Raw genomic sequence first — 26,530 nt, forward strand, 5'->3', positions numbered from 1 at the left:
TATGGGTTTACAACCAGGATTAACACTTACTGGATTTTACCGACGCTATCAAAACTGGGCAGACTGAAGAATGAATCCCAGTGCATCCAGACCGCAAATGCCTTACCTACGATAGCATTTTCCGAAACCTCACCCCAAGCACGGCTGTCGGCACTATTGTCGCGGTTGTCGCCCATCATGAAATAGTGCCCCGCTGGTACCCGCCAGGTACCGCGTACGCTCAACCCACCGGGAGTCAGATCTTTTTTTACGGTGAACTCTTTGCCATCAATCGTTTCTGTGGCGAGCCGGTAAGTCGGGTTGCCCGCGGGGAGTTCAGCGATCAATTTTTCAGGAACCACTTCGCCATTAATGGTGAGCACATGATTATTGTAGGAGATCAAATCACCCGGCAAACCAATCACGCGCTTGATGAAATAGGTATCCGGCTGGTGCGGTGGGAAAAACACCATTACATCGCCCCGCTCGGGTTCATTAACCGGAATCACTTCGTTGTTAAGCACCGGCAGGCGAATACCGTAAGTGTATTTATTCACCAGGATAAAATCGCCAACATCCAGGGTAGGCTCCATGGAGCCCGAAGGAATCTGAAACGGCTCCACCAGAAATGAACGCAGGACAAATACCACCAGCAACACCGGAAAGAATGACTTGGCGTACTCCACCAAAACCGGTTCGCGGCCAGCGGCTTGCTGAGCCTCGGCGTAGGCGACCTGCTTTTGATCGTCCGCTATGTTCAGCTTACTGAATTGTTGGTCTACTGCTTCCAATGCCGCTTTACGCGGACGCGCCAGAACCAGGGTGTCATAAAGCCAAATCAGGCCAGTGATCAGCACCGCCAGGGTAAGAATCAGGGGGAGGTTAATACTCATCAGTATTCCTTGTTCTACGGAATTCACATTGTGCAAAACCGCAAGGGTTCAACAGAATGTCAGCTATCAATTTTTAATACAGCAAAGAACGCGGCTTGTGGAATTTCCACACTGCCAACCTGTTTCATACGTTTTTTACCGGCTTTTTGTTTTTCGAGCAGTTTTTTCTTACGTGTTGCATCGCCACCGTAACATTTGGCCGTGACGTTTTTGCGCAAGGCTTTTACCGTGGTACGCGCTACAATTTGTCCGCCGATTGCGGCCTGGATGGCAACATCAAACATTTGCCGCGGAATTAATTCTTTCATCTTTTCCGTAAGCGAGCGGCCAATGTTGTGGGCTTTGTCACGGTGCACAATCAACGCCAGCGCATCTACTTTTTCGCTGTTGATCAAGACATCCAGACGCACCAGGCGCGCGGGCTGAAACCGCAAAAAACTGTAATCCAGCGAGGCAAAACCGCGGCTCACGGATTTCAATCGATCAAAGAAATCCAGCACCACTTCGTTCATGGGTAACTCATAACGCACCGACACCTGACTGCCGGTAAATTGCAAATCTTTTTGCACACCGCGTTTTTCAACGCAGAGTGTAATCACATTACCCAGGTGTTCCTGGGGGACGAGGATATTGGCTTCCACAATGGGCTCGCGCATCTCGGAAATCAAACCCGGCTCAGGCAGTTTGGAGGGGTTGTCGACGTAGATGGTCTCACCTTTATTATCGACTACCTCGTATACCACCGTCGGTGCCGTGGTAATCAGATCGAGATCGTATTCCCGCTCCAGGCGTTCCTGGATGATTTCCATGTGCAGCATACCGAGGAAGCCGCAACGGAAACCGAAGCCCAGGGCATCGGAACTTTCCGGCTCGTAAAACAGTGAAGCGTCGTTCAGGGTTAACTTGGCAAGCGCTTCACGGAAGTCTTCAAAGTCATCAGAGCTGACCGGGAACATACCGGCATACACCTGGGGTTTGATCTTCTGGAAGCCCTCCAGCGCCGGGACGTCCGGGGTACTGGCGTGGGTGATGGTATCGCCCACGGGCGCGCCGTGAATATCCTTGATGCCGGCAACCACAAACCCCACTTCGCCGGCTTTTAATTCTTTTAACTGAGTCAGCTTCGGACTGAATACACCTACGCCATCGACACCGTGGACCTTGCCGATGGATTTAGTAATGATCTTGTCTTTCAGGCGCAGCGTCCCCTGGGTCACCCGCACCAGCGACACAACACCGAGATAATTATCAAACCAGGAGTCAATGATGAGCGCTTGCAGTGGCGCATCGACATCGCCCACCGGGGGCGGCACCAAGCGTACCAATTCTTCCAGTACATCCTCCATTCCCAGACCGGATTTAGCGCTGCAACGCACCGCTTCGGAAGCATCAATACCGATAATATCTTCAATTTCCTGGGCGACCCGATCCGGCTCGGCCTGGGGCAGGTCCATCTTGTTGAGAACCGGAATTACCTCAAGCCCCTGTTCGATGGCGGTGTAGCAGTTGGCGACCGATTGGGCTTCAACGCCCTGTGCCGCATCTACCACCAATAGCGCGCCCTCGCACGCCGCCAAAGAGCGTGATACTTCATAGGTGAAGTCCACATGGCCGGGCGTATCAATAAAATTCAACTGATAGGTCTTGCCATCGCGGGCCTTGTAGAACAGCGTCACGCTGTGGGCTTTGATGGTGATACCGCGCTCGCGCTCAAGGTCCATCGAATCCAGAACCTGGGCTTCCATCTCACGATCACTTAAGCCACCGCATAGCTGAATAAAGCGGTCTGCAATGGTGGATTTGCCGTGGTCGATGTGGGCGATGATAGAAAAGTTACGAATATGGCTGAGGTCGGTCACTGGATATCGAGTACTTATATGGATGACGAAGAAAGATGTGACAGGGTAGCCCCTGCCGGGAAAGGCGGCAGTTTAGCCTATTTGCCTGCGGCTTGCTACGCGGCTGAAAGCAGCTGTTAGCGTACCTGCGCCCGTGGGTTCTGATGCCTGAAAAACAGCTTCAGACCTGGGCCCGAAGCTGTTTTTATAAGGTTGTCAGCCGCCCGGGGTGGGCGGCGCGATAGCGGTGTTATCGCAAGGTAATGGTATGGAACACCGGACGACCGTTGCGCAAAAACCGAATCGCTTGCGGTGTCCTTTTCTCCAGCGTAGCCAGAATGTCCCGGTAACTTTCTACAGAACCAACTTCATTAAAGCCCAGTTGATCGATCACATCCCCGACCATCAGCCCCGCCTGGGCCGCCGGGCTATTGGGCTCAACATAGCGAACAATCACTCCACCACTGCTGCTTTGGCCAGGAGCGTCCTCGATATCTTCCACCACCAGGCCAAGTGAATCCGCGTTCGACGAGGGTACCTTCTCGGGCAAAACCGGAGCCGCGGCTTGCATTTGCGGCTCGGGCAAGACACCGATGGCGACGCGAATGGTCTGTTCCTTACCTTTGCGAATCACCACCACCGGCACCTTGGATTTCGGTGACGTGCGCCCTACCAGGTAAGGCAAGTCCGCCTGGGTGTCCACATTACGCCCATTGAATTTGATGATCAGGTCGCCGGCCTTGATGCCGGCTTTCGCCGCGGGTCCATCGGGCTCCACATCCGCTACCAGTGCCCCGGTCGGTTTATCCAGCCCAAGCGAGCTGGCCAGATCGCGGTTCACCTCCTGAATCGCCACACCAAGCCATCCGCGATCAACCCGACCTTTGTCTTTCAACTGCTCGACCACTTCTTCCGCTACGCTGGACGGGATGGCAAAGGATAAACCTATAGAACCGCCGGAGCGGGTATAGATCTGGGAATTGATGCCGACCACCTCGCCATCAAGATTGAACAGGGGGCCGCCGGAGTTACCGGGATTAATGGCGACATCCGTCTGGATAAAGGGAACATAGCTGCTTTCGTTGCGCGCTGAAATATTGCGACCCGTGGCACTTACGATGCCCGCACTGGCCGAGTAATCCAATCCAAATGGCGAGCCTATGGCTAACACCCACTGGCCGACTTTCAAGCTATCCGCTTTGGCGAACTTCAATTTGGGCAAGCCTTTGGCGTCGATCTTTAGCAATGCCAGATCGGAGCGTTGATCACTGCCCACCAATTCCGCTTTGAACTCTCGCTGGTCAATCATGCGCACCGTAATCTCGGAGGCATCATCCACTACGTGGTGGTTGGTTAGCACATAGCCGTTTTCCGAGATAATAAAGCCGGACCCCATGGAACCGTAATCCCGCTCCGGCGCTTGATGGCGCTCGAACAGCTCACGAAAAATATCGGGAATGTCCTGGGGATAAGGGTAATTTTGTTGCGGGGGAATACGTAGATGATCGGGGGAACTGCCGCGCACTACCGTCGTGATCTTCACCACGGCGGGTGAATTCTTTTCGATCAACTCAGTAAATTCCGGCAGGGCGGCCGCACAGACTTGTATGGCGACACACTGCATCACAATAAACATCACAAGGCCCATGAATTTGCTGCCCGGTTTTAACATGCACTGCACCTCGATCTCACTGGAAAAATGGGGTTTATTACTCATGATCGACAGAAGGTCAAGAAGAATTAGCCGACAGGCGTCAGACAAAGTCGAGGAGAATTAATTCCCGGCGGGAGGAAGGGTCAGCGCTCCAGGCGCACCGTCACGCGGCGATTCTTTTGTCGCCCCTGGTCCGTGGTATTACTGGCAATAGGATAGCGTTCGCCATGCCAACGGGCGGTGATTCTATCCTTATCAATCCCGGCAGCGACCAGATAATCAGCAATATGTTGGGAACGCGATTTAGCCACATCAAGATTAGTCGGGCGCGCTCCGACACTGTCGGTGTGGCCATCAATCAGCACACGTTTGATCCCCTGGTCCTGCTTTACATAGAGCGCCACCCACTCCAGCTTGCGCTGCTCGCCTGCGGCAAGTTCATCAGACGCGCTATCAAAATACAGCGTGGTGCGTGACACCTCTGCATAACTTACCGGCAATAATTGCTTCAGGCATGTTTGATAACGGGTCACGGCACTGCGAAATTTAAGCGGCTCAACCACCACCCGGACAGGGTTGCGCGAGGTATTGCCAGGCTTGCCGGTAATGATCACACGCAAACCTTTAAGCAATTCAGCTCGCAACGTCTCCACCAGCGAAGTGTCAACCCGGAATGGAATCGGCTCCGCCATAACGCGAGTATCTACCAGGGGCTGGGGAAGATTGCCCGGTTGCTGCCAGGACGGACCTCCCAGGCTGATAGTCGCCGCGCCCTCAGGCATCAGGATCTGTTTTTGCTGGAGATAGAATATCTCGGACTCACCCGCACGACGGGAAAAGATGGCCTGCCCAAAACCGGCCACAGGTTGTGATAACTTGCACTCGAAGACAGACTGGTCCACCTGCCACTCAACGTCGGACAACATGGTGTTGAATGTTGCCGCCCAGGCCGGTGCGGCAATCATTAGCAACCCTCCGCTGAGCGCATTGATGCATAGCAGATTGATAATCCTGGTAAATAGGTGCACGGGAATGTGGGCCAATCTCATTGTCTGTCACCTGCCGGGCAGGCTTTCATTAACCATAGCATACTCAAGCTATCGACCAGATTGGATCAGGCTTTAGCCTGTTCAACGGCACCCAAACCGGCTGCGCTTTAGCGACAAGTTTGATAGCATGCGGCCTCGCCCTGAAAGTGCTTCTGAGACGTTACGCCCTATGACTGACCGTATCACCCTGACTCGCCCGGACGACTGGCATATCCACCTGCGTGATGGTATCGCCCTGCAACGTACCGTTGCCGATGCTGCACGTTACTTCGGGCGCGCTATCGTTATGCCTAACCTGGTGCCGCCGGTGACCGACACTGAGCTGGCGCTCGCTTACAAAGAACGCATCCTCGCGGCGTGTCCGGTGGGCAGCACATTTGAGCCGTTAATGGTCTTGTATCTCACCGATAACACCTCCCCCCAGGAAATCTTCCGCGCCAAGGCAGCGGGCATTCATGCCTGCAAGCTTTACCCTGCGGGGGCCACAACCAATTCCGCCTCCGGGGTTACCGACCTTAAAAAGATTTACCCGGTGCTGGAAGCCATGCAGGAAACCGGCATGCTGTTTCTGTTGCACGGTGAAGTGACCGATAGCGCCATTGACATCTTTGATCGCGAGAAAGTCTTCATTGATCGCACCTTGACCCAGGTCGTCAGCCATTTTCCTGCGTTGCGCATGGTGCTCGAACACATTACCACCAGCGATGCAGCAGGTTTCGTCAGTGAGGCGCCAGCTAATGTCGCAGCCACCATTACGGCACACCACCTGCTATACAACCGCAACCATATGTTGGCTGGCGGTATTCGCCCCCATTACTATTGCCTGCCTATCCTCAAGCGCAATACACATCAGCAAGCCTTGATCAAAGCAGCCATCAGTGGCAGCCCGAAATTTTTCCTGGGTACCGATTCCGCGCCCCATGCGCAGAACAAGAAAGAGGCAGCGTGTGGTTGTGCAGGCAGCTATACCGCTAATGCCGCCCTGGAGCTGTATGCAGAAGTCTTCGAAGACGCCGGTGCCCTGGACAAACTCGAGGGTTTTGCCAGCCACTTCGGTCCGGATTTCTACCAGCTGCCGCGCAACACCGATACAGTTACCCTGGTGAAGCAAACCTGGCAGATACCAGAAAGTCTGACCCTCGGCGACCAGCCACTGATTCCTCTGCGCGCCGGGGAAACCCTGCGCTGGCAAGTACAACATTAAGGCAACCTAGTGAATCCACCTGATAACCCCAGAGATCCCGCCTCACTGATTGCTCAACGCTTCCGGGGCTTTCTACCTGTTGTGATTGATGTTGAAACCGGCGGCTTCAATGCGCGCACAGACGCCTTGCTGGAGATTGCCGCTGTTACCGTGCGGATGGACGAAGAGGGGTTGCTGCATCGACACGAGACCTTTTCATTCCATGTCGATCCCTTTGAAGGAGCCAACATCGAGCAGGCCGCGCTGGATTTTACCGGTATCGATCTGGATAGTCCGGAACGCATGGCAGAGCCGGAACTCATGGTCATGACAGATTTATTCCAGGCCATCCGCCGGGCGGTAAAGGAAAACGGCTGCACCCGCGCTGTGATGGTCGGGCATAATGCCCATTTTGACCTCAGCTTTGTCAATGCTGCCGTCGAGCGGTGTGATATCAAGCGCAATCCTTTCCACCCCTTTTCGTGCTTCGACACCGCAACGCTGGCCGGCCTCGCCTTCGGCCAGACGGTATTGGCCAAAGCCTGCCGGACAGCCAACATCGAGTTCAGCAATAGCGCGGCCCACTCAGCAGCCTATGACGCGGAAAAGACCGCCGACCTCTTCTGCTACATCGTGAACCGCTGGCGGGAATTGGGCGGTTGGGCACCGCTGATGGTGGAAGAGAGCGACGAAGAAACGGAATAAACCGCGTTCATTGTGAATCTATGGTGATACGTGGCAGCTGGCCGGCCGGCAGTGATTGTTTCTCTGCCGGTGCGATGACTTCCGCCACCCCTTTGGCAATCAATTTGCCCTCCTGATTGTGGGCCTCACAATCCAGCACCACCAGGCGCATGCGCTCCTTCGTCTCAGTCACCGTCAGGGTCACCGTGACAGTGTCTCCCAACTTTACCGGATGTTTAAAACTGAGGCTCTGGCTGCGATACACCGAACCCGGCCCCGGCAAACGTGTGGCAATAGCGGCGGAGACCAGGGCACCCGTCCACATCCCGTGACCGATAGGTTCCCCAAAAGGTGTCGTTGCCGCGTATTCGGCGTCCAGATGAATCGGGTTTACATCGCCGGAACAGCGGGCAAATAACACCACATCTTCATAGGTCAGGGTTTTACTGTAGGTGGCTGTTACCCCGGGGTTCAACTCTGCAAGTGTATAATTTTCCAGCATATTCATCGCAATACAGACTCCTTAACAAAATTTTCGTGCAGTTTAATCCATATCCTCACAGCGCCCTACTTTTGCCCTGTAAAAAAATGGCGGCGATTGCTATGCTAGGACAAATTTATAAATAACAACCTCCCCGTATTCGGGTACAAGCAGGAGCCACTATGTCTACGCAACAAAAGCTGTTCGTCGTTGTTGACCCTACCGCTGAGACTCACATTGCACTCGAGCGCGCCATCATCATTTCCAAATTGCATGCGGTAACACCCTTTGTCTACGTGTTCGTCGCTGTTGATCCGGATGCGGTAGATACCCGTTCCAGCAACGACCAATTATTCCGCGATCAAAAATGGTTTGATGAAACCATTAAAAAACCGTTGAATGACGCCGGTATCGAATATCTGATTCAGGTGTCCTGGTCGAGCGAGTGGCAAAAGTCCATCATGGACTCCGCCAAGCGTATCGATTCCACTGTGATTTATCTGCCGGTTCACGCCAAGAGCAACAATCGCCGCTTCAGCTTTACAGAATCCAAGTGGGAACTGTTAAAAGGTGCCTACTGCCCGGTGGTATTGATTCGTCCGGGTGCCGGCGCCCAGCGTAAGGTGATCCTTGCAGCGGTTAACTTCCAGGCGCAACGTGATGTGCAGCGCGAGCTGAACAAAAAGATCGTTGAACAAGCCAACTATTTTGCTGAAATGTACGGCGCGACGGTACACGTAGTGAATGGTTACCTGGATTCCATGAATTACCCGGACCGTGGTCGCCTGGTCAATGAAACCGGCATTCCCGCTGAGCGCATCCACGTCAGAAACGGTTATACCTCTGAAGCCGTTTCCGAAGTTGCTGAAGAAATTAATGCCGATCTGGTGGTGATGGGAACGCTCGGTCAAAACGGTATGACGACCACCCGTCGCGGTAATACTGCAGAACGTTTGATTGCCGCCCTGGATACTGATGTGATGGTCATCAATCACGAATAACGCACGCAGTAAAAACCCACAAAAAAAGCCGGCCTGTTTTTTTAAAAGGCCGGCTTTTTTATGGGTGCATGGACTGGCGAGGATAATGCTCTTTACCGAAGATATTTTTCCAACGGCGATTGCCGCCCGGACAACGTGTCCAACTCCGTTCGCAGGGTTTTCAACCAATCAATAAAGGCTTGTCGGATAAGCACGTTAGCGGCCACACGGTTATTATTTATCTGCATGTGTCCCAGATCGCGACTGTCGGTGATCGTCCCAATAAGTCGATGGGTCATTGAATCAAATAACTCCATTGAGATGGTGATCTCGGCTGCGCCTTCGTTGTACATGGTAAGCGCTTCGTTTTTTTCAGCCGCCGCTGGCTTACCGGCGGCGATCTGCACGATCCGTGATTTCACCAGCAACACGTCTTCCGCTGGATTAATGGCCGTGGTGTAGGTGCCATCGGCGATTAAATTGCCTACCACCGCATGCGTGTATTCACTGCGTAGAAAACTCTTGTCTTCATTCGTCAACACCCAGGATGTATCACTGCGTTGCTTCGCTGGAACGCTTACGTCAATCTCATTGAGCCCCAACTCTGCCACAATCAGCCGACGATAACGCGCGAAATCAACACCGGGAGCAACAAAGGTTCCTTCAATAATGTGCGGATCCGGGGTCGCCGGCGTATTATTTTGCGCCTGTTGTGTCACCGGCTTTTCTGGAATTTCCGGGGTAGAGGTGCACGCCCAAAGCATCGCAATGGCACAAAACATCAGGATTTTGGAAAATAACATTTTTAGTTGTCGCATAAGGCCCTCATCTGGCACTACCGGATCACGGGATTATCCGCTACCCCATTGCGCGTTACAACGTGCACAGTAAATCCTGTGTGTAATGGGCAAACCCTGTCTATACTCAACAAGTCATATCAACCCGCCTTGCTTTTCGGCAGGTGTACCGATACAGGATTCTTTCCGGTGTTTGTGAAAATAAACGTCTCCCGCTATACAACCCTGCTGAGCTTCGTTGCAGGCCTTGCCATTACTGCTACAGCGACTGCCGATTCGATAGATCACCGTTTTTCCGGATTTGCCACATTGGGTATCGTCGTCAATGACAACCCTGACCTGCGCTTTCGTCGCGATGTCACCCAGGCTGATGGCTCTTACGATGACGAGATTGCGTGGAAAACAGACTCGCTGATTGGCGTGCAATGGCAAAGCCGCTGGTCAGATCAGTTTGATACCACCGTCCAGTTGGTCGCCAAAGAGCGCTACAACAATAATCTCAACAAGGCGATTGAATGGGCCTTTGTCGGTTATCGTCCGGTAGACGGTCTGGATGTTCGTGTCGGCCGGCTCGGCAGCGACCTTTTCATGTTGTCTGAATACCGGCAAGTCGGCTACGCCTTTCCCTGGGTTCGACCACCGCAGGAGTTCTACGGCTTTTTATCTTTCTACCATTTCGATGGTATGGATGTTAATAAACGCTTCGACTTGCGGCACGGTACATTGAACATCAAATTATTTTACGGTAACTCCGATGAGGATTATCCAACGGCCGATGCCGATACGCCCGGCGTCAATATGGATTTTGATGTAGCGGGCATCAGTTTCAAACTCGAGTGGGATGACTGGAAATTTCGCTACAGCTATTCCCATGTGGATATCAACAACAATGTTGTTGAAGGGTTGTCCGCAGCACTCACCAGTGCAACACCACTCTGGCCTGACGCCAATCGATTGGCCCGCGATCTGAGCACACAAAATAAATACATCGCTTACAACGAGTTCGGTATCGGGTACGACAACAATGAATGGTGGGCACAGGCAGAAGCAACCGATCTGCGCAGTGATTCCAGCCTGATGCCAAACAGCCACCATTTTTATCTCAGCATTGGCCAGCGCTTCGGCGCCGTATCTGTGTACGGCATCGGTGGTTACGTCAGCCCCAAAAACGATGTACCGGCCATTATCCCACCGGCGGGTTATCCATCGCCTGTCGCAGAACAACTTGCCCTTCTGGCCTATGTCACCTCCGCCAGTCTTGAAGGCGTACGACTCGAACAAAAAAGTTATGGCCTTGGCGCGCGCTGGGACTTTGCCAGTAAGATGGCATTAAAGTTACAGGTGGAAAAATTTGACGTTGAGGTTGATGGCAGCGGTTTGTGGGTTCGTAATCAACCCATTGGGGCGGATATTGATCGACACCCCACCGTGGTCAGCCTGGCGATGGATGTATTGTTCTGATGTGCATTAAACGATTGATTATTTTATTGAGCCTGTTTATCGGCAGCCTGGCGCAAGCTGATTTGCTGGTGATCGTGCACAAAGACAATTCACTGGAGCGACTGGAACGCAAACAGGTGGTGGATTTATTTATGGGGCGCGTGACAGCATTTCCCAATGGTCAATCAGCACAAACTCTGGATTTTCGCGCAGGCACACCACTGCGAGCCCGTTTTTATAAAGCACTGACCGGCAAGAGTGAAGCTCAGGTGGATGCTTATTGGGCCACCCTGATCTTTGCGGGCCGTATGTCACCCCCCAAACAATATGGTGACGACCAGGCTATTATCCAGGCGGTTGCTGAAAACCCTGCCGCTATTGCGTATGTACCCAGACAAGCATTACCTTCAACGGTGAAGGTAGTGATGGAGTTATCCCAACCGGAATGATTAAAAGCCTGCACATAAAACTTTCCTTGAGTGTTGCGGCGGCTGCGCTGTTCGTCGTGATTTTATCCTCCTATTTTTTTTACAAACGCAGTTATGAAAATTCGTTTGCCGACAGCGAACGGTCTGTACGCCAGCTGCTGGAAACCGTCAGTAACACAGCGGCGATTGCTGCCTATGTCGGCAACCGTGAGCTTGCCCAGGAAGTGGTGGCGGGTCTGTCGATTAATGACATTGTTGTGGGTGCACAAATACGCGCGGGCGATGACATTATTGGCCAACAAGGCAAGCCTGTTAATGGCAGTCAGCAAACGCCTATTTCACTGAATCTGAAAGCGCCCTTTGATGAGCAGGAGGTGGTCGGTGTTGTCGCAGTGCTACCTAACCTTCCCTTGATAGCCCTGCGCGCGCGGGATTCCGCTACCGCAACGACCATCGGCCTCGCCGCCCAGGCAGCCGTGGTTGCCTTGTTGGTTTTGATTATGGTGTATTGGATGATGACCCGCCCACTGGCGAGTTTGTCGGGACGCTTGCACCGCATCACACCCGGTGACGGCAATCGCCTGGATGTGGCAGGATTGCACCGCAGCGATGAAATTGGCTTGCTGGTCGGTGACATTAATTCACTGCTGAATACCGTGGAAAAAATGTTGGAAGAAGAACGGCAGTTACGTCATCGCGTTGAGTTGCTTGAGCATCGCTTTCGCGGCATCTTTGAAGACAGCAGTGCCGGTATTTTTTTAGTGCATGACCACGGGTTATTGGTCACGGCAAACCCCGCTTTTTTTCGCATCACCGAATTGACCGATCAGACACCGGCTTCCCTGGGCACCACCGATATCATCAAAAGAATATTTATCGATGCCACGAAAGCTGAAGAATTAATCCAACAGGCATTGCATACACAACATCCCTGCTCTGCCGATTTACGCATTAAAAGTCATCAACAGGATATTCGCTGGGTTCATTGTATTTTTTCACCGGCGGGTAGCGAGCAGCAGACACCCACGGTTGAAGGCGTCATCTACGATATTACCCAGCGGAAAATATCGGAAGAACATACGCGCGAACTGGCAGAAAAAGACAGCTTGACCGGCTTATTCAATCGTCAGGCCGCGGATTCCTTTTTGGCAAATCTCTCAGGTATTGCCGGGAAGGGCTGGATCATGATGATGATTGATCTTGATGGCTTTAAATATGTGAATGACACCTATGGCCATGAGGCAGGCGATGAAGTCCTTAAGACCGTGGCTTCACGTTTGCGCAGCCTGGTGCGCGATTCCGATATTGTCGCGCGCCTGGGTGGTGATGAATTTTTAATTGTATTGAACCAAACCAAAAATCTCGCCATGGCACGCACCATTGCGCAAAAAATTGTGACTGCCCAACAGGATGCGATTGAGATCCAGCCCGGCGTTTATGAAACAGTCGGTATCAGTATTGGCATTGCACTGTATCCGGATCACGGAGACAATGAGATCAGCGTGCGTCGTCACGCAGATCAGGCAATGTATGCGGTGAAGCGGCGAGGAAAAAATGGTTACGCGGTTTATGATGAAGAAAGTGTACCGCCCGAGAAAACCTGAACATTGGTGTGAAAAAAGGAGGCTTTTGCCTCCTTTTTTCATCGCGCATTAATTAACAAATACGCGCGCGTTGCGGAATAACCGCATCCAGGCACCGTCTTCCTGCCAATCATCGGGATGCCAGGAATTGCTGACCGTACGGAACACTCGCTCCGGGTGCGGCATCAGGATGGTGGCGCGACCATCACGGCTGGTGACGCTGGTAATACCCAGCGGTGAACCGTTGGGGTTGGCCGGGTAGTACTCCGTGGCATTCAAATTATTGTCGATAAAACGCATGGCCACCGTGCCACTCTGATCACAAGCTTGCAGCGCCGAATCGTTAGCAAACTCTGCACGACCTTCACCGTGAGCCACCGCCACCGGTAAATGCGAACCGGCCATGCCACTGAACAAGACCGAAGGCGATGACTGGATCTGTACCAGACTGAAACGTGCTTCGAATTGTTCAGACAGGTTGCGTACAAAACGCGGCCAATGGTCTGCACCGGGAATCAGGTTTTTCAAATTGGACATCATCTGGCAACCGTTACACACCCCTAAAGAAAAGGTGTCATCACGATGGAAAAATTGTTGAAACTGATCGCGCACACGGTTGTTGAACAGGATTGTCTTGGCCCAGCCCTCACCTGCCCCCAGAACGTCACCGTAAGAGAAACCACCGCAGGCCACCACACCTTTAAATGCATCCAACGCAACGCGACCGGACAGCAGATCACTCATGTGGACATCCACCGCCGCAAAACCGGCGCGCGTAAATGCCGCCGCCATCTCCATCTGACCGTTGACACCTTGCTCACGCAAAATCGCAACAGAAGGACGTACGCCGGTATTGACATAAGGTGCCGCGATATCCTCATTCGGATCGTAAGTCAACGATGCACTTAAGCCAGGGTTATTGCACAGCAGTTGTTCAAATTCCTGTTTTGCGCAGTCCGGATTGTCGCGCAGTGCCTGAATCCGGTAGCTGGTCTCTGCCCACAGACTTTGCAGGATCACGCGGGATTGATCAAAGATCATCTCGCCGTCCTGCTCAATGTGCAGCCAGTCTTCTTCATTGGGCTCACCGATCACCTGCACGTTTAGTCCCGCCTGGGCGAAACGCGCGGTCACCGCCGCCGATTTTTCCCGCGCGACCTGCAATACCGCACCGGGTTCTTCACTGAACAAGACCGCCAGCGCATCTTCACCCAATCCGCTGATATTGATGTCGATACCACAGTGGCCGGCAAAGGCCATCTCCGCCAGGGTTACAAATAAGCCGCCGTCACTGCGGTCGTGATACGCCAACAGATCGTCTGCCGCCAGGCTGGTTTGCATAACGTCAAAGAAAGCTTTCAGTTGCGCTGCGTCATCAAGGTCTGCCGGTCCATCACCCAATTGATTGTATACCTGGGCCAGGATAGAACCACCGAGACGATTCTTGCCGTTACCCAGGTCCACCAACAGTAAATCCGTTGCGCCCTTATCCGTGCGCAATTGCGGGGTGAGGGTTTTGCGCACGTCCACCACCGGTGCAAATGCCGAAATGACCAGCGATAAGGGGGCAGTAACGGCTTTGTCGATGCCATTTTCCTGCCACGCCGTACGCATGGACATGGAATCTTTACCGACGGGAATCGTAATTCCCAGAGCCGGGCACAACTCCATACCCACGGCCTCCACGGTGCGATAGAGTTTTTCATCTTCACCCTTGTGGCCGGCAGCGCACATCCAGTTTGCCGAGAGTTTTACATCGGAAAGCTTTTCAATACGGGTTGCGGCAATGTTGGTGATGGCTTCTGCAATCGCCATACGGCCGGAAGCGGGTGCATCCAGTAACGCAACGGGTGTACGCTCACCCACGGCCATGGCTTCACCGCGATAACTGTCGTAACTGACCGTCGTCACTGCACAATCCGCCACCGGCACCTGCCAGGGGCCAACCATTTGGTCGCGCGCAACCATACCGGTTACCGAACGGTCACCAATAGTAATCAGAAAGCTTTTAGCCGCAACGGCAGGATGTTTGAGCACTCGCTCAGCGGCATCGTTGATGTTGATATCGCCGGTATGAAAACTGTGGGTCGCGCCTTGGTAACGCTCCGCGGTGCGGTGCATCTTGGGCGGTTTGCCAAACAACACTGACATCGGCAAATCCACCGGTTTTGCATCAAAATGTTTGTCATTTACCAGCAGATGCTTCTCGCTGGTTGCCTCACCCACGACCGCGTAAGGGCAACGCTCGCGTTGGCAAATCGCTTCAAAGCGCGGCAAATCTTCCGGTTTGATGGCCAGTACATAACGCTCCTGGGACTCGTTACACCAGATCGCCAGCGGGCTCATGCCAGGTTCATCATTGGGCACATTGCGCAGCTCAAACTTACCGCCGCAGCCACCGTCTTTAACCAGTTCCGGAAAGGCATTGGATAAACCGCCGGCACCCACGTCGTGAATAAAGGCAATGGGGTTCTGCTCGCCCTGCTGCCAGCAGCTATCGATGACTTCCTGACAGCGCCGTTCAATTTCCGGGTTCTGCCGTTGCACAGAAGCAAAATCCAGGTCTTCTGATGAGCTGCCGGACGCCATAGATGACGCCGCGCCGCCGCCGAGCCCGATCAACATCGCCGGCCCGCCCAGCACCACTAACTTGGCGCCCGCCGCAAAAGGCGGTTTTTCAATATGTTCCTGTTTGATGTTGCCGTAACCACCGGCCAGCATGATCGGCTTGTGGTAACCGCGGCGTTCGCCGTCAAAGCTCTCTTCAAAGGTCCGGAAGTAGCCGCAAATGTTGGGCCGGCCGAATTCATTATTAAAAGCAGCACCACCGAGAGGCCCGTCGATCATGATATCTAGCGCACCGACGATGCGACCAGGCTTACCGTATGGTTGCTCCCACGGTTGAGTGAAGTCAGGAATCTGTAAGTTGGAAACCGTAAAACCGGTGAGTCCGACCTTGGGTTTGGAGCCACGACCTACCGCACCTTCATCGCGAATCTCCCCCCCTGCACCGGTACCTGCACCGGGGAACGGGGCAATAGCGGTCGGATGGTTGTGGGTTTCCACCTTCATTAACAGGTGAATAGGTTCTTGATGGTAGGCGTAGGTTTTGCTGGAAGGCTCCGGATAAAAGCGGCCGGCTTCCGGGCCAGACACCACAGCCGCATTGTCGGCGTAGGCGGACAAGACATTATCGCCACCGACTTCGTGGGTGTTCTTGATCATCTTGAACAGGCTGCGCGGCTGCTCAACGCCATCGATAGTCCAACTGGCATTGAAGATTTTGTGGCGGCAGTGTTCGGAGTTGGCCTGGGCGAACATCATCAATTCCACATCAATGGGATTGCGCCCTAACGCCTGGAAGCTTTCCACGAGGTAATCAATCTCGTCTTCCGCCAGGGCCAGCCCCAAAGAGCGGTTGGCATCAGCCAGCGCTGCCCGGCCACCGCCCAGAATATCCACGCTGGTTTGTGGGGCCGGTTCTTGTTTGATGAAGAGTTGTTCTACGGCTTCCAGTGAATCGAAAACGGTTTCCACCATCCGATCATGGAGCTGTGCAGCGATCAGCGATTTGTCCGCATCGGCGAAAGTGCCGGTCACGTAATAGGCAATACCCCGTTCTATCCGACGAACTGATGAGAGTCCGGTGTTTTTGGCGATGTCCGTCGCCTTGGATGCCCAAGGGGAAATCGTGCCAGGGCGCGGCACTGCGAGGAACAATTGCCCATCGTGACTGACTTCGCCATCAACCTTGGGGCCATAGGTCAGCAACTGACGCAGGATAGATTGCTGCTCATCATTCAGCGGAGCGGTAAGGTCAGCGAAGTGGACATATTCCGTAGCAATGCCCGTCACAGCGGGAACCTGTTGTTGCAGCGAGGCCAGAAGTTTTTGGGTGCGAAAGGTGGAAAGAGCGGGGGCGCCACGCAGAATCAGCATAGGGGAACGAGCCTCAAGCGTCGGGGGGTGTTAAAAGAGGGCGCAATTGTACTTGATCCTCTGGCCGTTAACATCATTTGTAATGGCCCCTCGTCCCTCTGCTTGTGGTCTGCAGCTGACTTTTACACAGCCTGTGGTGTTTTTTACCAATTTAAACAATTTTTTCGAAGATTTTTTACTGGGTTAACCGGCTTCTGGTGTCGATAAAACCCTGATGGAATCTGGGTTTGGCGCGAAAATTGATTAATTTTCATTCAAGAGCTACACTATTTTTGAGTGAAAAACAAGCTAGCGGCGCACGGTAAGAGGCATTAAGATCGCGCAAATTTTGCACGGGTCAGCAATGGAATAGATTCGGCATCCGTAAATCCGGAGACACCGTATATGGAGATAGGCAAACGCAAAGCCGCCCAACGAATGATTTCCAACCTGTTCAGCGGGTTGTCCATCATTGCCATTTCACTGATGCTGGTACGCAGCTACTTGCCCAGCACACTGGAAAAAGTCCTTACCGATGGCCAACTACGTGTTATCTCACGCAATGGCCCAACCACCTATTATGAAGGCCCAGAAGGCTTGACCGGGTTTGAATACTCACTGGTCAAGGGCTTTGCCGATGAGCTGGGGGTTGATCTGGTTATACAGGATGAGGACAGCTTCAGCCGGATCTTTAATGCTGTAGGCAAAGAACAGAATCACCTCGCTGCTGCCGGTATTACCGTCACACCCGCCCGCAGTAAAGGCGTGAAGTTCACGCGCCCGTTTATGAAGGTCAAACAACAGCTGATCTATAACAGTCGTCAACCGGCGCCGCGCAGTATTCTCGACCTGATGGGCAAAGACCTGGTCGTTATCTCTGAATCATCCCACGTCGAACGTTTACAGGAGTTGCGCGAAACCTACCCCGAACTTACCTGGCGGGAAGAGCCGGCACTGGAGATGATCGAGTTGCTGGAGATGATCCACAAGGGCCTGGCAGATTACGCCATCGTCGACTCCAACTCCTACGACCTGAATCGCCACGCCTACCCACGCGCGCAAACGGCATTTGATATCAGTGATGCGCAAGATCTGGCCTGGGCTTTCGCCTACAGCATCGATACCAGCCTGTTTGATGCAGCCCAGGCTTACCTGGAACGCATCGAACAAGACGGCACACTCGCCGCGTTAACCGACCAGTTTTATAAACCCATCGTTGAAGTCACCACGGGCGATGCCCTGCTCTTTTCCTATCGGCTGGAAAAGCGTTTGCCGCGTTGGGAAGACGGTTTAAAAGAAGCCGCCGCAAAATTTGATCTGGATTGGCAACTGCTCGCAGCAATCAGTTATCAGGAATCCCACTGGAATCCCGCCGCCGAATCACGTACAGGCGTGCGCGGTTTGATGATGTTGACCCTGGCCGCCGCCAGCGATATGGGCGTAAAAGACCGTATCGATCCGTCACAAAGTATTTATGGTGGGGCGAAATATTTCCGCAACTTACTGGATCGGATTCCAGCGCGGGTAACCGGCGATGACCGGATGTATATGGCCCTGGCCGCCTATAACGTCGGCATGGGCCATCTGGAAGATGCGCGGGTGTTAACGGAAATCCACGGCGACGACCCGAATAAATGGGGTGATGTGCGCAAGTATTTACCGCTGCTGGCAAAACGCCAGTACTACAGCAAGACCAAGCATGGTTATGCGCGCGGTTGGGAGCCGGTGGCTTACGTTAAGAATGTGCGCAATTATCACAAGATCCTGGCCTGGCACTCCCAACATGAACAACGCCGCTTGGCAGTGACGCACGATGATGAGACGGATGTGCAGATACCGTTAGAGTCAACCGAGTCGTTGCAACCGGTGAAGAGCAAGTTCAGCCGCAACAGTTTCAATACTTCTTCGCTTTCGGTTTTATAGCTTCTACTGTGTTGCAGGTAAGTACTTTGGAATCCGTTTGTCGTTAGGGCATGTATGCCAAAAACGCATGGATACGTCCGTGTAGCTCCCTCAATTCATCCCTGAATTGAGGGTTTTGACATACATGCCCTAACGCCAAACTCACATCGTACCAATATCAATCAACAACCACTTCAGCTTCCGGCGCCTCAATATTCTCCGGCGCACCAGCACCAATAGTCACTTTTGCCTCATTTAACACAAAGGTCACCACCTGGGTCTGCAGCTCTGTTGTGATATGCGCGGTTGCCGGGCTACCGGGGCGCAGCAGTGAGGCATGATCACCTGCGGTGAGCTTCACGATACCCTGCCCCAGCGCCTGACCAATACCAATATCCAACTGCTCCGCACCCAACAGATCGGCCAATGCTTCGGTGCCGGCCAAGGGCGCGCTTTCCGGGCCATTGGGAATGACCAGGTCATTATTAACCTGCTGCAATAACACCGGCACATTTAACATACCCAGGGTTCGGGCAAAGCTGACCGGGTCGCCGGAATCCAGTGTGCTTTGAGCGGCGTAGAGGAAACGTTCGTAGTTGCTGGTGCCGACATTCACGCCCGCCGCGGCCAAGCCATTATTGATAACCGGCGCAAAGGTGGCGGAATTTACCAGGATCTGCGATACCTGCGAGCCCGCCGTAGAAGCAACCAGACCGCGAATCGGATTCAGATTGGATGCCAATCCGACCTGAGCGTCGTTGGCAATCGCCATCTGATTAACTGTGGTGAATACGCTGCCGATAATGCCGCCGAGCGATTGCCCCACGACATACACCCTATCCAGATCAAAACTGACCGCAAGCGAGTCCTGCAATGTTGCCTCAATGTCTGCCAGGCTCGCATTGAGGTTGAGCAAATCCATCACCGCCTGACGGTTGTTGTCACGGGTGTTGGCAAGGTATCCCAGATTAATAAATTGCGCGCCTGAACCATCGGTCGCGCCCGGTGTTTCGAAATTCATCGGCGCCGGTGCACCGCCCGGTCCCGCTACGTTGAAGTGGCGCTCGCGCGGTGCGTTGTCACCGTAGAGGATATCGAAGGGGATCATGCTGCTTTGCTCGGTATTGAGGACATTCACAAAGGCACTGGTGGCAGGAATCCCGTGCATGGGCAAATCGATAGCCACAGTAGCCACACATTGACTGGCCAGGGTATGGCCAAGCGCCAGTACTGAGGTGCGATCACTGGTGATACCGTGGATATAGATAACCACCGGATAGCCGGAGGCGGCGTATATCTGGCCACAGGTCAGGACGCCAGCATAACCAGGCACATGACTTCCAGATGGCAGCGTCACTTGCAAGGGTACCGATTCATCCGCCGTCCTGGCCGCAAAAGGATAGCGGTAGGTCACATTGAAACTGCCATCTACATCCGCCGGGACAGTCACACCCAATGCGCCAGCCAAGGTAGTGTCCGGCTGCCAGTTGCGGCTCAGGAACGCGCCAAACGGCAAACCGTCCGGGCCGGTTTGATAGTAAGGCAACTGGATATACCCGGTATAAAGAGAGCCCACATTGCCGGCCAGCAAACCTTCCGTGAGGATCGCAAAGTCCAGGCCGGTATCAGCCGATATTCCCACTGGCCGAGGCTTGGGTGTGGGCAATAGGCCGGCACCGTCCAGCGCCATCACGTTACCGACTGCCGTGGCCGGTTCCTCACCTGCGGCTATTTGCATGGCGGCAATTGCGGCGCGGGGCGAGGCCATGGCAACCAGCGGTGCCTGGGGATCCGTTGTGGTAAAAGTGTAAGTCAGCACCAGCTTTTCCGTTGCCGCCGCTGCAGTCAGTGGGGTCACGGCGGACAGGAAACCTGCAGCCAGTTGTTCCCAGCCAAGAATGGCATTGCGCACTGGCACCAGGGAAGCCAGTGTCGGGTATCCAGGATCGCCGAGGGCGTTGTAGGTCCAGGAGGGTGTCAAGGGCTGCCCGCCGGCATCCATGATGTCATTCGTCAGAACGACCAGATATTTTGTTTTGGGTTTAAGCGGCGCAGTGGGACGGATGCGAATGGCATTGTTGGTGCCGCCATCAACGGAAACCACCTGGGTATCAAAAGCGGCAGGACCGACCAGGCCGACCACATTGGCCGGATTCAGCGCATCATTACCGCCAGTATCGACTTCCAGCAGGAAAACCGTCTGCATGGGAACGACCGTGGCTGCATTAACGCTGCCCTGGATCAGCACATCGAAAAATGCCGAAGTGGAAAAGCCATCCAGCATATTTAACGCGGCACGGACAGGATCGGTAGCAGCGCCAACATTTGCAGTGCCGTCACTGGTGGCGGCTGCCGCAAAGATCAAATCGGTATTAAAGGGAAGATCCTGGGCAACGGGATCAAAACGTGGGTGGGTGCCCGGTTCAAACACGGCTGGCCCGGAAGGTTCGGGACCGCTGTTGGCATTATCATCGCTGCCACACCCTTGTAATATCAACGAAAAACAGACAACGGTAAGTAAGGCATTCGTTATTTTTTTCATCACCACTCTCCAAGAGAAAACAACCAGTCAAACGTTCCAGCCCCAGAAGATAACCTATTACCAACAAACAGTGTAGACAGGATTCGGCATTGTGTGACAGGAAAGGATTCTGACGACAAACGATACTGCGCCAGATTCCTGGAAGGTAGCTTAGGGAGTAAATTGGCGCGAATCAGGCTGCCGATTGCTTCTGCGATGAGGTTATTTTTACCGGCAGGAACCAGGTTTCGGTAATCACGGAATGCAGGTTACCGATTTCATATTGAATCTCGTCGATATACTCATGCAGCCCTTTCTCCAACAACTGCGGTATGTCGGCGGCCTTGACATGTGCAATGGCCGTGGCGACCGCGTTGGACGCGAATTTACTATTGGGTAATTTTTTCAGGCACCCTTCCAGCTCACCCAGTGAATGAGCCACGGCACGCGGAAAGTTTTCGTTTTGTAATAAAAATGTCACCACATCTTTCGCGTTCACCCGATCCCGCACATGTTGGCGATACATCTGATAACCGCTCAACGAGCGCAGCACGCTCATCCACAACACATTATTGTAAGGTTGCAACACGTCACTACCACTGCCACTGCCAGACGACAAATGCGGCAACAAATGCACAAGGCCGGCATCCACGATACGCGTGGTCATGTCGGCGCGCTCAAGGTTGCGTCCCAGGCGAATAAAATCGTAGGCATCGTTATGCGTCATGCAACCGGCCAGCAAACCGGTAAACTGTTGGACCTGATTGATGACATGCAACAACATTCTGCTGCGCTCGCGCCGTGCGGTCATGGCATTAGCGTTGTCCTTGATGCTGTGATACAGATCGTTGACCAACTCCCAGGCTTCCATGGGCATGGTCTCGCGCGTGATCCGCGCATTTTCCCGCGCCCAACTGAGTGAATTTAATAGCGACGAGGGATTATCCTTATCCGCCAGCATGAAGCGCACGACCGTGCGTTCATCAGCCTGATCAGTATCGCGGTTAAAATAGTTGCCAGTGCCGCTGATGTCGATCAGCGAGCCCCACCCCACCTTGACACCGCGCGGCAGGTCGAGCAGTAAGTTGGAGTTCACATTCACCATGCGCGCCACATTTTCACTGCGTTCCATGTAGCGGCCCAACCAATAAATACGTTCAGCTACGCGAGATAACATTTATTTATCCCCCTCAACGACAATCCAGGTATCTTTACTGCCCCCACCTTGCGATGAATTCACCACGTAGGAACCTTTCACCATGGCCACTCGTGTCAGCCCACCGGGCGTGACGTAATGCTCTTTACCTTGCAAAACAAAAGGCCGTAAATCGATATGGCGCGGCTCAGCATTTTTGTTCGCGAGAATCGGCGCGGTGGACAATGAGATCAGTGGTTGCGCCATGTAATTGCGCGGATTGGCTTTGATACGCAAGGCAAATTCATCGCGCTCTTTCTTGCTCGCCTGAGGCCCAATAATCATGCCGTAACCGCCGGATTCATTGGCTGGCTTCACCACCAGTTTATCGAGGTTGGCCAACACGTATTCGCATTGCTTGGGATCGATGCAAAGGTAACTGGGCACGTTGGGCAGGATGGGTTCTTCGCCCAGGTAATATTTAATCATCGCCGGCACAAAGGTGTAGATCACCTTGTCATCCGCCACGCCGGCACCGGGCGCATTTGCCAGGGCGACGTTGCCTTTAAGCCAGGCGCGCATCAAGCCGGGTACACCGAGCATGGAATCCGGGTTAAACATTTCCGGGTCGAGAAATAAATCATCAATGCGTCGGTAAATGACATCTACCCGCGACAAGCCTTTGATGGTGCGCATATAAACGCAATCGTTTTCCACTACCAGATCGCTGCCTTCTACTAACTCCACACCCATTTGCTGCGCAAGATAGGAATGCTCGAAATACGCGGAGTTATAAATGCCCGGCGTCAGCACCACGACCTCCGGTCGATCTAACGGGCGTGGTGATAATGCGGCAAGCGTATCGAATAATTGATTGGGATATTCGGTGACAGGAACAATATTATGATTTTCAAATAACTCGGGGAAAACCCGTTTGGTCACCTTACGGTTTTCCAGCATGTAGGACACACCGGAGGGCACGCGCAGGTTGTCCTCCAGGACAAAAAAATCACCTTTTTCGTTGCGAATCAAATCACTGCCGCAAATATGAGCCCAGACACCGAAGGCCGGTTTCATGCCCATACATTCCTTGCGGAAGTTGACCGAGTCCGCCAGTAATGCCATAGGCAGGACTTTGTCTTTAATGATTTTCTGATCGTTGTAAATATCGTTGATAAAACAATTCAGAGCGGTCAAGCGCTGGATCAGACCCTGCTCGGTTTTCTGCCATTCTTTTTGCGGGATAATGCGCGGGATAATGTCAAACGGCCAGGCGCGGTCGATATTGCCAGCATCACTATAAACCGTAAATGAGATCCCCATGGTTTTGATAGCGAGTTCGGCGGACTGCTTGCGCTCCTGTAACTCATCGCCGGTTAACGAGCTTAAATATTTGGCCAGGTGACGAGTCGCTTTGCGCGCGTTACCGGGAGAACTGATGAGTTCATCATAAAATTGACCGGGAGAGTAAGTGCGCCAATCTATCTGCATAGAGTAATCCCTGTTGCCTGAAAACGATGATCGGAAAAATCACTTCTCCGTCAGCAGCTTGCTTGCAAAGCTCCTGCCAACCAACTATCTCTCCTGTAAGCACTGCGCCGGGCTAGTAAATCCACCGCCATAAGGCGCGCGCCCAACAGCCGCCGCCCCATGCTGATGCAGCACGCACAGCTTCAGGGCGCTTCTGGATAATAGCAAAGTCTTGCGAAAAGGGCGGGTTTACATCGGTCCGCTGACGCGGAACCAGCCAGCAATGCTGTGGCGTTCGCGCTTGGCGACCAGGACTTCGTGAGGAAATTTTTCGCTGAGGAAGATCACCAGCTTGCCATATTCCGGTGCGATGGTTTCCAGCACCAGTGCATCGGCTTCGTCGTAGAGGCGTAATTCTCCGCCATCGCCAGTCTGCCAATCCGGATTGAGGTAAAGCACGGTTGAGAGCACACGACTGGGCTGTGCCTGAAGCGGTGAAATCTGGAGCGGCGCTTGTAACAAGGGCGCGGGGCGCTTGAACGCATCCAGATGTTTTTTGTAAAACGCGCCAATGCCATAGCTGGCAAAGTGACACTCGTAATCCATTAATCCCATAAACAAACGGCGGTTCAGGGCGAGCCGCAGTTCATCCATCCATTTCAAAAATGCCACCTCGGCTGCGTGTTCCTGTTGCAACCAGCGAATACGGTCACGGCGCACGCTGGTATCAATCTGAAAATCATCCTGGCGCCCGATGCCGGCGCGCTTGAAGTCTTCGTCATCCAGCGCGTGCAACCGCGCTACCAGTTGATCCACCAGCGAGACAGGCAAAGCTTGGGGCAGGACGATATAACCGACCTCAACCAGCGCGTCGGCAATGCGGTCAAATAGCTGATCATTATGAACAAACGCGGTGTCGCACAAGGCCGGCTCCCATCACAGACCCAAGAGGAGCGCGTATATACTACAAAGGTTGTGATTACGCCAATGGTTTCAGTGGGGTGGCAATGCGACCGGGAGTTTACGCAACGCATAAATATCGAAACGGCTGGATTTGCCTTCTAACTGATAGGAGGGCTGGCGACCGCCTACAAAGGCAGCTTTGCGCGGCCGCTTAACCACCACGCGATAGCGTGCTTTGGTCAAACACACGGCGAGGAGTTCATCGGCATCATCATCCTTACCGACCAATGAATGAAACGCACGCATCTCCTTTTTGACATCTGCCGATTTGTCCCGCTCAGGAAACATCGGGTCCATGTAAATTACATCAGGAAAATCCACCTCGGTGAGCGACACCAGATAAGCACGACCATCAGCATGGAGTAACGACATACGGTGCACTATATCGGGCAAGGCAGGATCGTGTTCTGCTGCGGTGTGATGCGCGCGCTTCAGGCCATCCTCCAACAAGGCGTGAACCACCGGAGACCTTTCGAGCAGTTGCACCTGACAGCCAAGAGTGGCCAGCACAAACGCATCTTTTCCAAGCCCGGCGGTGACGTCCAGTACGCGAGGATAAACGCCAGCTTTAATACCTACCGCCTTGGCAATCATCTGGCCTTTTCCCCCACCAAATTTACGCCGATGATCCACTGCCCCTTCTACAAATTCAGCGCGTATGGGGCCGGGCGCTTTGCGGCCAGTGTGTTGCAAAGCTACGCCTTGCTCGTTCAACAGCAGTACAAAGTCACTTTGGGTCAGTGCCTGCGGTTCTGCGTTCAACAGCAGCGGTTGCTGTAACTTATGGGCCAGTGCCGCTGCCTGTTCACGATACATTTCATCGTTACAGACAACCGGCAGACTACATATGGCGAGTGGGGTATCAGTCATATTATTAATCGGTACGCAGCAGGGTGGAGCATTATCCATCCTGCCCGCCCGCAGGACAACCTACCCCTTTGCTAATTCAAAAGTAATGCGCTCGCGAACATCATAGGATTTAACCGGTGTGTCATTGACCATCCTGGGTTTGTATTTCCAGCGCTTAATCGCCTGGATAACACTGCTGTTAAAAATAGTTGAAGGAACCGCATTGATGATCCGAATATTCTCGGTCGCCCCTGTTGGCGCCACGTCAAACATGACATCAACATAACCTTCAATACCGCGCGAGGATGCAGAGGTGGGGTAATTGGGTTGTACTTTAATAAATGGCATCGCCCGATCACCGAAAGAACCGTCAAGCTGAACATCGATTTTCGGTTTGACAAGCGTCAACAAACCCTGCGTTGTCGTTTTTACGTTTGGATCAACCGGGTCCAGTTCCGGCGCTTCCGGCGGTGTTGTTGGCGGTAGCGGCTTGACGGGCTTGTCCAAATTTTCATATCTGTTTTTAATGTCAGTGGATGCATCATTGATAAATGCTGTAATTGCCTCGTCGTCTTCCGGTTCAATAATGTCAACAAAATCTGTGTGTACCAACTGATGCATCAGATACAAAATCAACAAAGTCGCAACAGATGCAGCCGGTAAAATTCCCAACAAACGTACAAACGGGTTGGCCAAGGTAAGTGTAGTCATAGGATGATCCTCGTTAATAATGAAAAGGTTTAACAAATTCCGGGCATGACTTCCCCCGTCCCGGTACGGGCA

At 53.3% G+C, this 26,530-nt stretch carries 20 protein-coding genes; 7 read left to right on the forward strand and 13 right to left on the reverse strand.

Going from position 1 to position 26,530, the window contains the following annotated elements; all coding sequences use genetic code 11:
• Positions 1–26: 26 nt before the first annotated feature.
• The 4 genes from lepB to ACSV5M_RS12140 all read right to left on the reverse strand — a co-directional run bounded on the left by lepB (position 27) and on the right by ACSV5M_RS12140 (position 5,413).
• On the reverse strand, positions 27–872 hold the full coding sequence (gene lepB / locus ACSV5M_RS12125) for a signal peptidase I (protein ID WP_439176493.1): 846 nt from the start codon (positions 870–872) through the stop codon (positions 27–29).
• Between the two features lie 59 nt (positions 873–931).
• Positions 932–2,731 carry a translation elongation factor 4 gene (gene lepA, locus ACSV5M_RS12130; RefSeq protein WP_439176495.1) on the reverse strand — a complete coding sequence of 600 codons (1,800 nt, stop codon included), beginning with the start codon at positions 2,729–2,731 and terminating at the stop codon, positions 932–934.
• Positions 2,732–2,960: 229 nt separating this feature from the next.
• Entirely contained in the window at positions 2,961–4,427 is a 1,467-nt protein-coding gene (locus ACSV5M_RS12135) for a DegQ family serine endoprotease (RefSeq protein WP_439176496.1), read from the reverse strand.
• 80 nt (positions 4,428–4,507) lie between these two features.
• Complete coding sequence (locus tag ACSV5M_RS12140) at positions 4,508–5,413, reverse strand: OmpA family protein (RefSeq protein WP_439176497.1); 906 nt, start codon at positions 5,411–5,413, stop codon at positions 4,508–4,510.
• A 169-nt stretch (positions 5,414–5,582) separates the two neighbouring features.
• Here ACSV5M_RS12140 and pyrC point away from each other — a divergent pair, with 169 nt between their 5' ends.
• Together pyrC and rnt are read left to right on the forward strand one after the other, a co-directional pair.
• Positions 5,583–6,617, forward strand: coding sequence for a dihydroorotase (gene pyrC / locus ACSV5M_RS12145; protein WP_439176498.1), 1,035 nt, complete (start codon positions 5,583–5,585; stop codon positions 6,615–6,617).
• A gap of 9 nt (positions 6,618–6,626) precedes the next feature.
• The gene (gene rnt, locus ACSV5M_RS12150) at positions 6,627–7,301 is read left to right on the forward strand and encodes a ribonuclease T (RefSeq protein ID WP_439176499.1); all 675 of its coding nucleotides are present in this window, start codon (positions 6,627–6,629) and stop codon (positions 7,299–7,301) included.
• A 7-nt stretch (positions 7,302–7,308) separates the two neighbouring features.
• Here rnt and ACSV5M_RS12155 read toward each other — a convergent pair whose 3' ends face one another.
• Entirely contained in the window at positions 7,309–7,788 is a 480-nt protein-coding gene (locus ACSV5M_RS12155; protein ID WP_439176500.1) for a MaoC/PaaZ C-terminal domain-containing protein, read from the reverse strand.
• 155 nt (positions 7,789–7,943) lie between these two features.
• Here ACSV5M_RS12155 and ACSV5M_RS12160 point away from each other — a divergent pair, with 155 nt between their 5' ends.
• Positions 7,944–8,762, forward strand: coding sequence for a universal stress protein (locus tag ACSV5M_RS12160; protein WP_439176501.1), 819 nt, complete (start codon positions 7,944–7,946; stop codon positions 8,760–8,762).
• Between the two features lie 92 nt (positions 8,763–8,854).
• Here ACSV5M_RS12160 and ACSV5M_RS12165 read toward each other — a convergent pair whose 3' ends face one another.
• Entirely contained in the window at positions 8,855–9,559 is a 705-nt protein-coding gene (locus tag ACSV5M_RS12165) for a DUF3313 family protein (protein ID WP_439176502.1), read from the reverse strand.
• Between the two features lie 168 nt (positions 9,560–9,727).
• Here ACSV5M_RS12165 and ACSV5M_RS12170 point away from each other — a divergent pair, with 168 nt between their 5' ends.
• The 3 genes from ACSV5M_RS12170 to ACSV5M_RS12180 are packed head-to-tail and all read left to right on the forward strand — an operon-like array spanning position 9,728 to position 13,010.
• Positions 9,728–10,999 (forward strand): hypothetical protein, encoded by a 1,272-nt coding sequence (locus tag ACSV5M_RS12170; protein WP_439176503.1) that lies wholly within the window; start codon positions 9,728–9,730, stop codon positions 10,997–10,999.
• Positions 10,999–11,427 (forward strand): hypothetical protein, encoded by a 429-nt coding sequence (locus ACSV5M_RS12175; protein ID WP_439176504.1) that lies wholly within the window; start codon positions 10,999–11,001, stop codon positions 11,425–11,427. Before ACSV5M_RS12170 ends, ACSV5M_RS12175 begins: the two co-directional genes overlap by 1 nt.
• Complete coding sequence (locus ACSV5M_RS12180; RefSeq protein WP_439176505.1) at positions 11,424–13,010, forward strand: diguanylate cyclase domain-containing protein; 1,587 nt, start codon at positions 11,424–11,426, stop codon at positions 13,008–13,010. The genes ACSV5M_RS12175 and ACSV5M_RS12180 overlap by 4 nt, the downstream gene beginning before the upstream one ends.
• Positions 13,011–13,058: 48 nt before the next feature.
• Here ACSV5M_RS12180 and purL read toward each other — a convergent pair whose 3' ends face one another.
• Positions 13,059–16,928 carry a phosphoribosylformylglycinamidine synthase gene (gene purL / locus ACSV5M_RS12185; protein WP_439176506.1) on the reverse strand — a complete coding sequence of 1,290 codons (3,870 nt, stop codon included), beginning with the start codon at positions 16,926–16,928 and terminating at the stop codon, positions 13,059–13,061.
• A 384-nt stretch (positions 16,929–17,312) separates the two neighbouring features.
• Between purL and mltF the strand changes: the two genes are divergently transcribed.
• A complete protein-coding gene (mltF, locus tag ACSV5M_RS12190; RefSeq protein ID WP_439176507.1) occupies positions 17,313–18,830 on the forward strand; it encodes a membrane-bound lytic murein transglycosylase MltF in 1,518 nt (505 codons plus the stop codon).
• Between the two features lie 157 nt (positions 18,831–18,987).
• Here mltF and ACSV5M_RS12195 read toward each other — a convergent pair whose 3' ends face one another.
• From ACSV5M_RS12195 to ACSV5M_RS12220, 6 genes are all read right to left on the reverse strand, one after another.
• Complete coding sequence (locus tag ACSV5M_RS12195) at positions 18,988–21,351, reverse strand: hypothetical protein (RefSeq protein ID WP_439176508.1); 2,364 nt, start codon at positions 21,349–21,351, stop codon at positions 18,988–18,990.
• A gap of 172 nt (positions 21,352–21,523) precedes the next feature.
• Positions 21,524–22,507, reverse strand: a complete 984-nt coding sequence (locus ACSV5M_RS12200) for an alpha-E domain-containing protein (RefSeq protein WP_439176509.1) — start codon at positions 22,505–22,507, stop codon at positions 21,524–21,526.
• The gene (locus ACSV5M_RS12205) at positions 22,508–23,956 is read right to left on the reverse strand and encodes a circularly permuted type 2 ATP-grasp protein (RefSeq protein ID WP_439176510.1); all 1,449 of its coding nucleotides are present in this window, start codon (positions 23,954–23,956) and stop codon (positions 22,508–22,510) included. It abuts the gene before it with no gap.
• Positions 23,957–24,184: 228 nt separating this feature from the next.
• Positions 24,185–24,859 (reverse strand): 2OG-Fe(II) oxygenase, encoded by a 675-nt coding sequence (locus ACSV5M_RS12210; RefSeq protein WP_439176511.1) that lies wholly within the window; start codon positions 24,857–24,859, stop codon positions 24,185–24,187.
• A gap of 69 nt (positions 24,860–24,928) precedes the next feature.
• Positions 24,929–25,768: a class I SAM-dependent methyltransferase gene (locus ACSV5M_RS12215; protein ID WP_439176512.1), complete on the reverse strand. Its 840-nt coding sequence runs from the start codon at positions 25,766–25,768 to the stop codon at positions 24,929–24,931.
• Between the two features lie 60 nt (positions 25,769–25,828).
• Positions 25,829–26,458, reverse strand: coding sequence for an energy transducer TonB (locus ACSV5M_RS12220; protein ID WP_439176513.1), 630 nt, complete (start codon positions 26,456–26,458; stop codon positions 25,829–25,831).
• Between the last annotated feature and the right edge of the window lie 72 nt (positions 26,459–26,530).

Source organism: Cellvibrio sp. ARAG 10.3, from assembly GCF_051846955.1.
In the GTDB taxonomy this organism is placed as follows: Bacteria; Pseudomonadota; Gammaproteobacteria; order Pseudomonadales; family Cellvibrionaceae; genus Cellvibrio.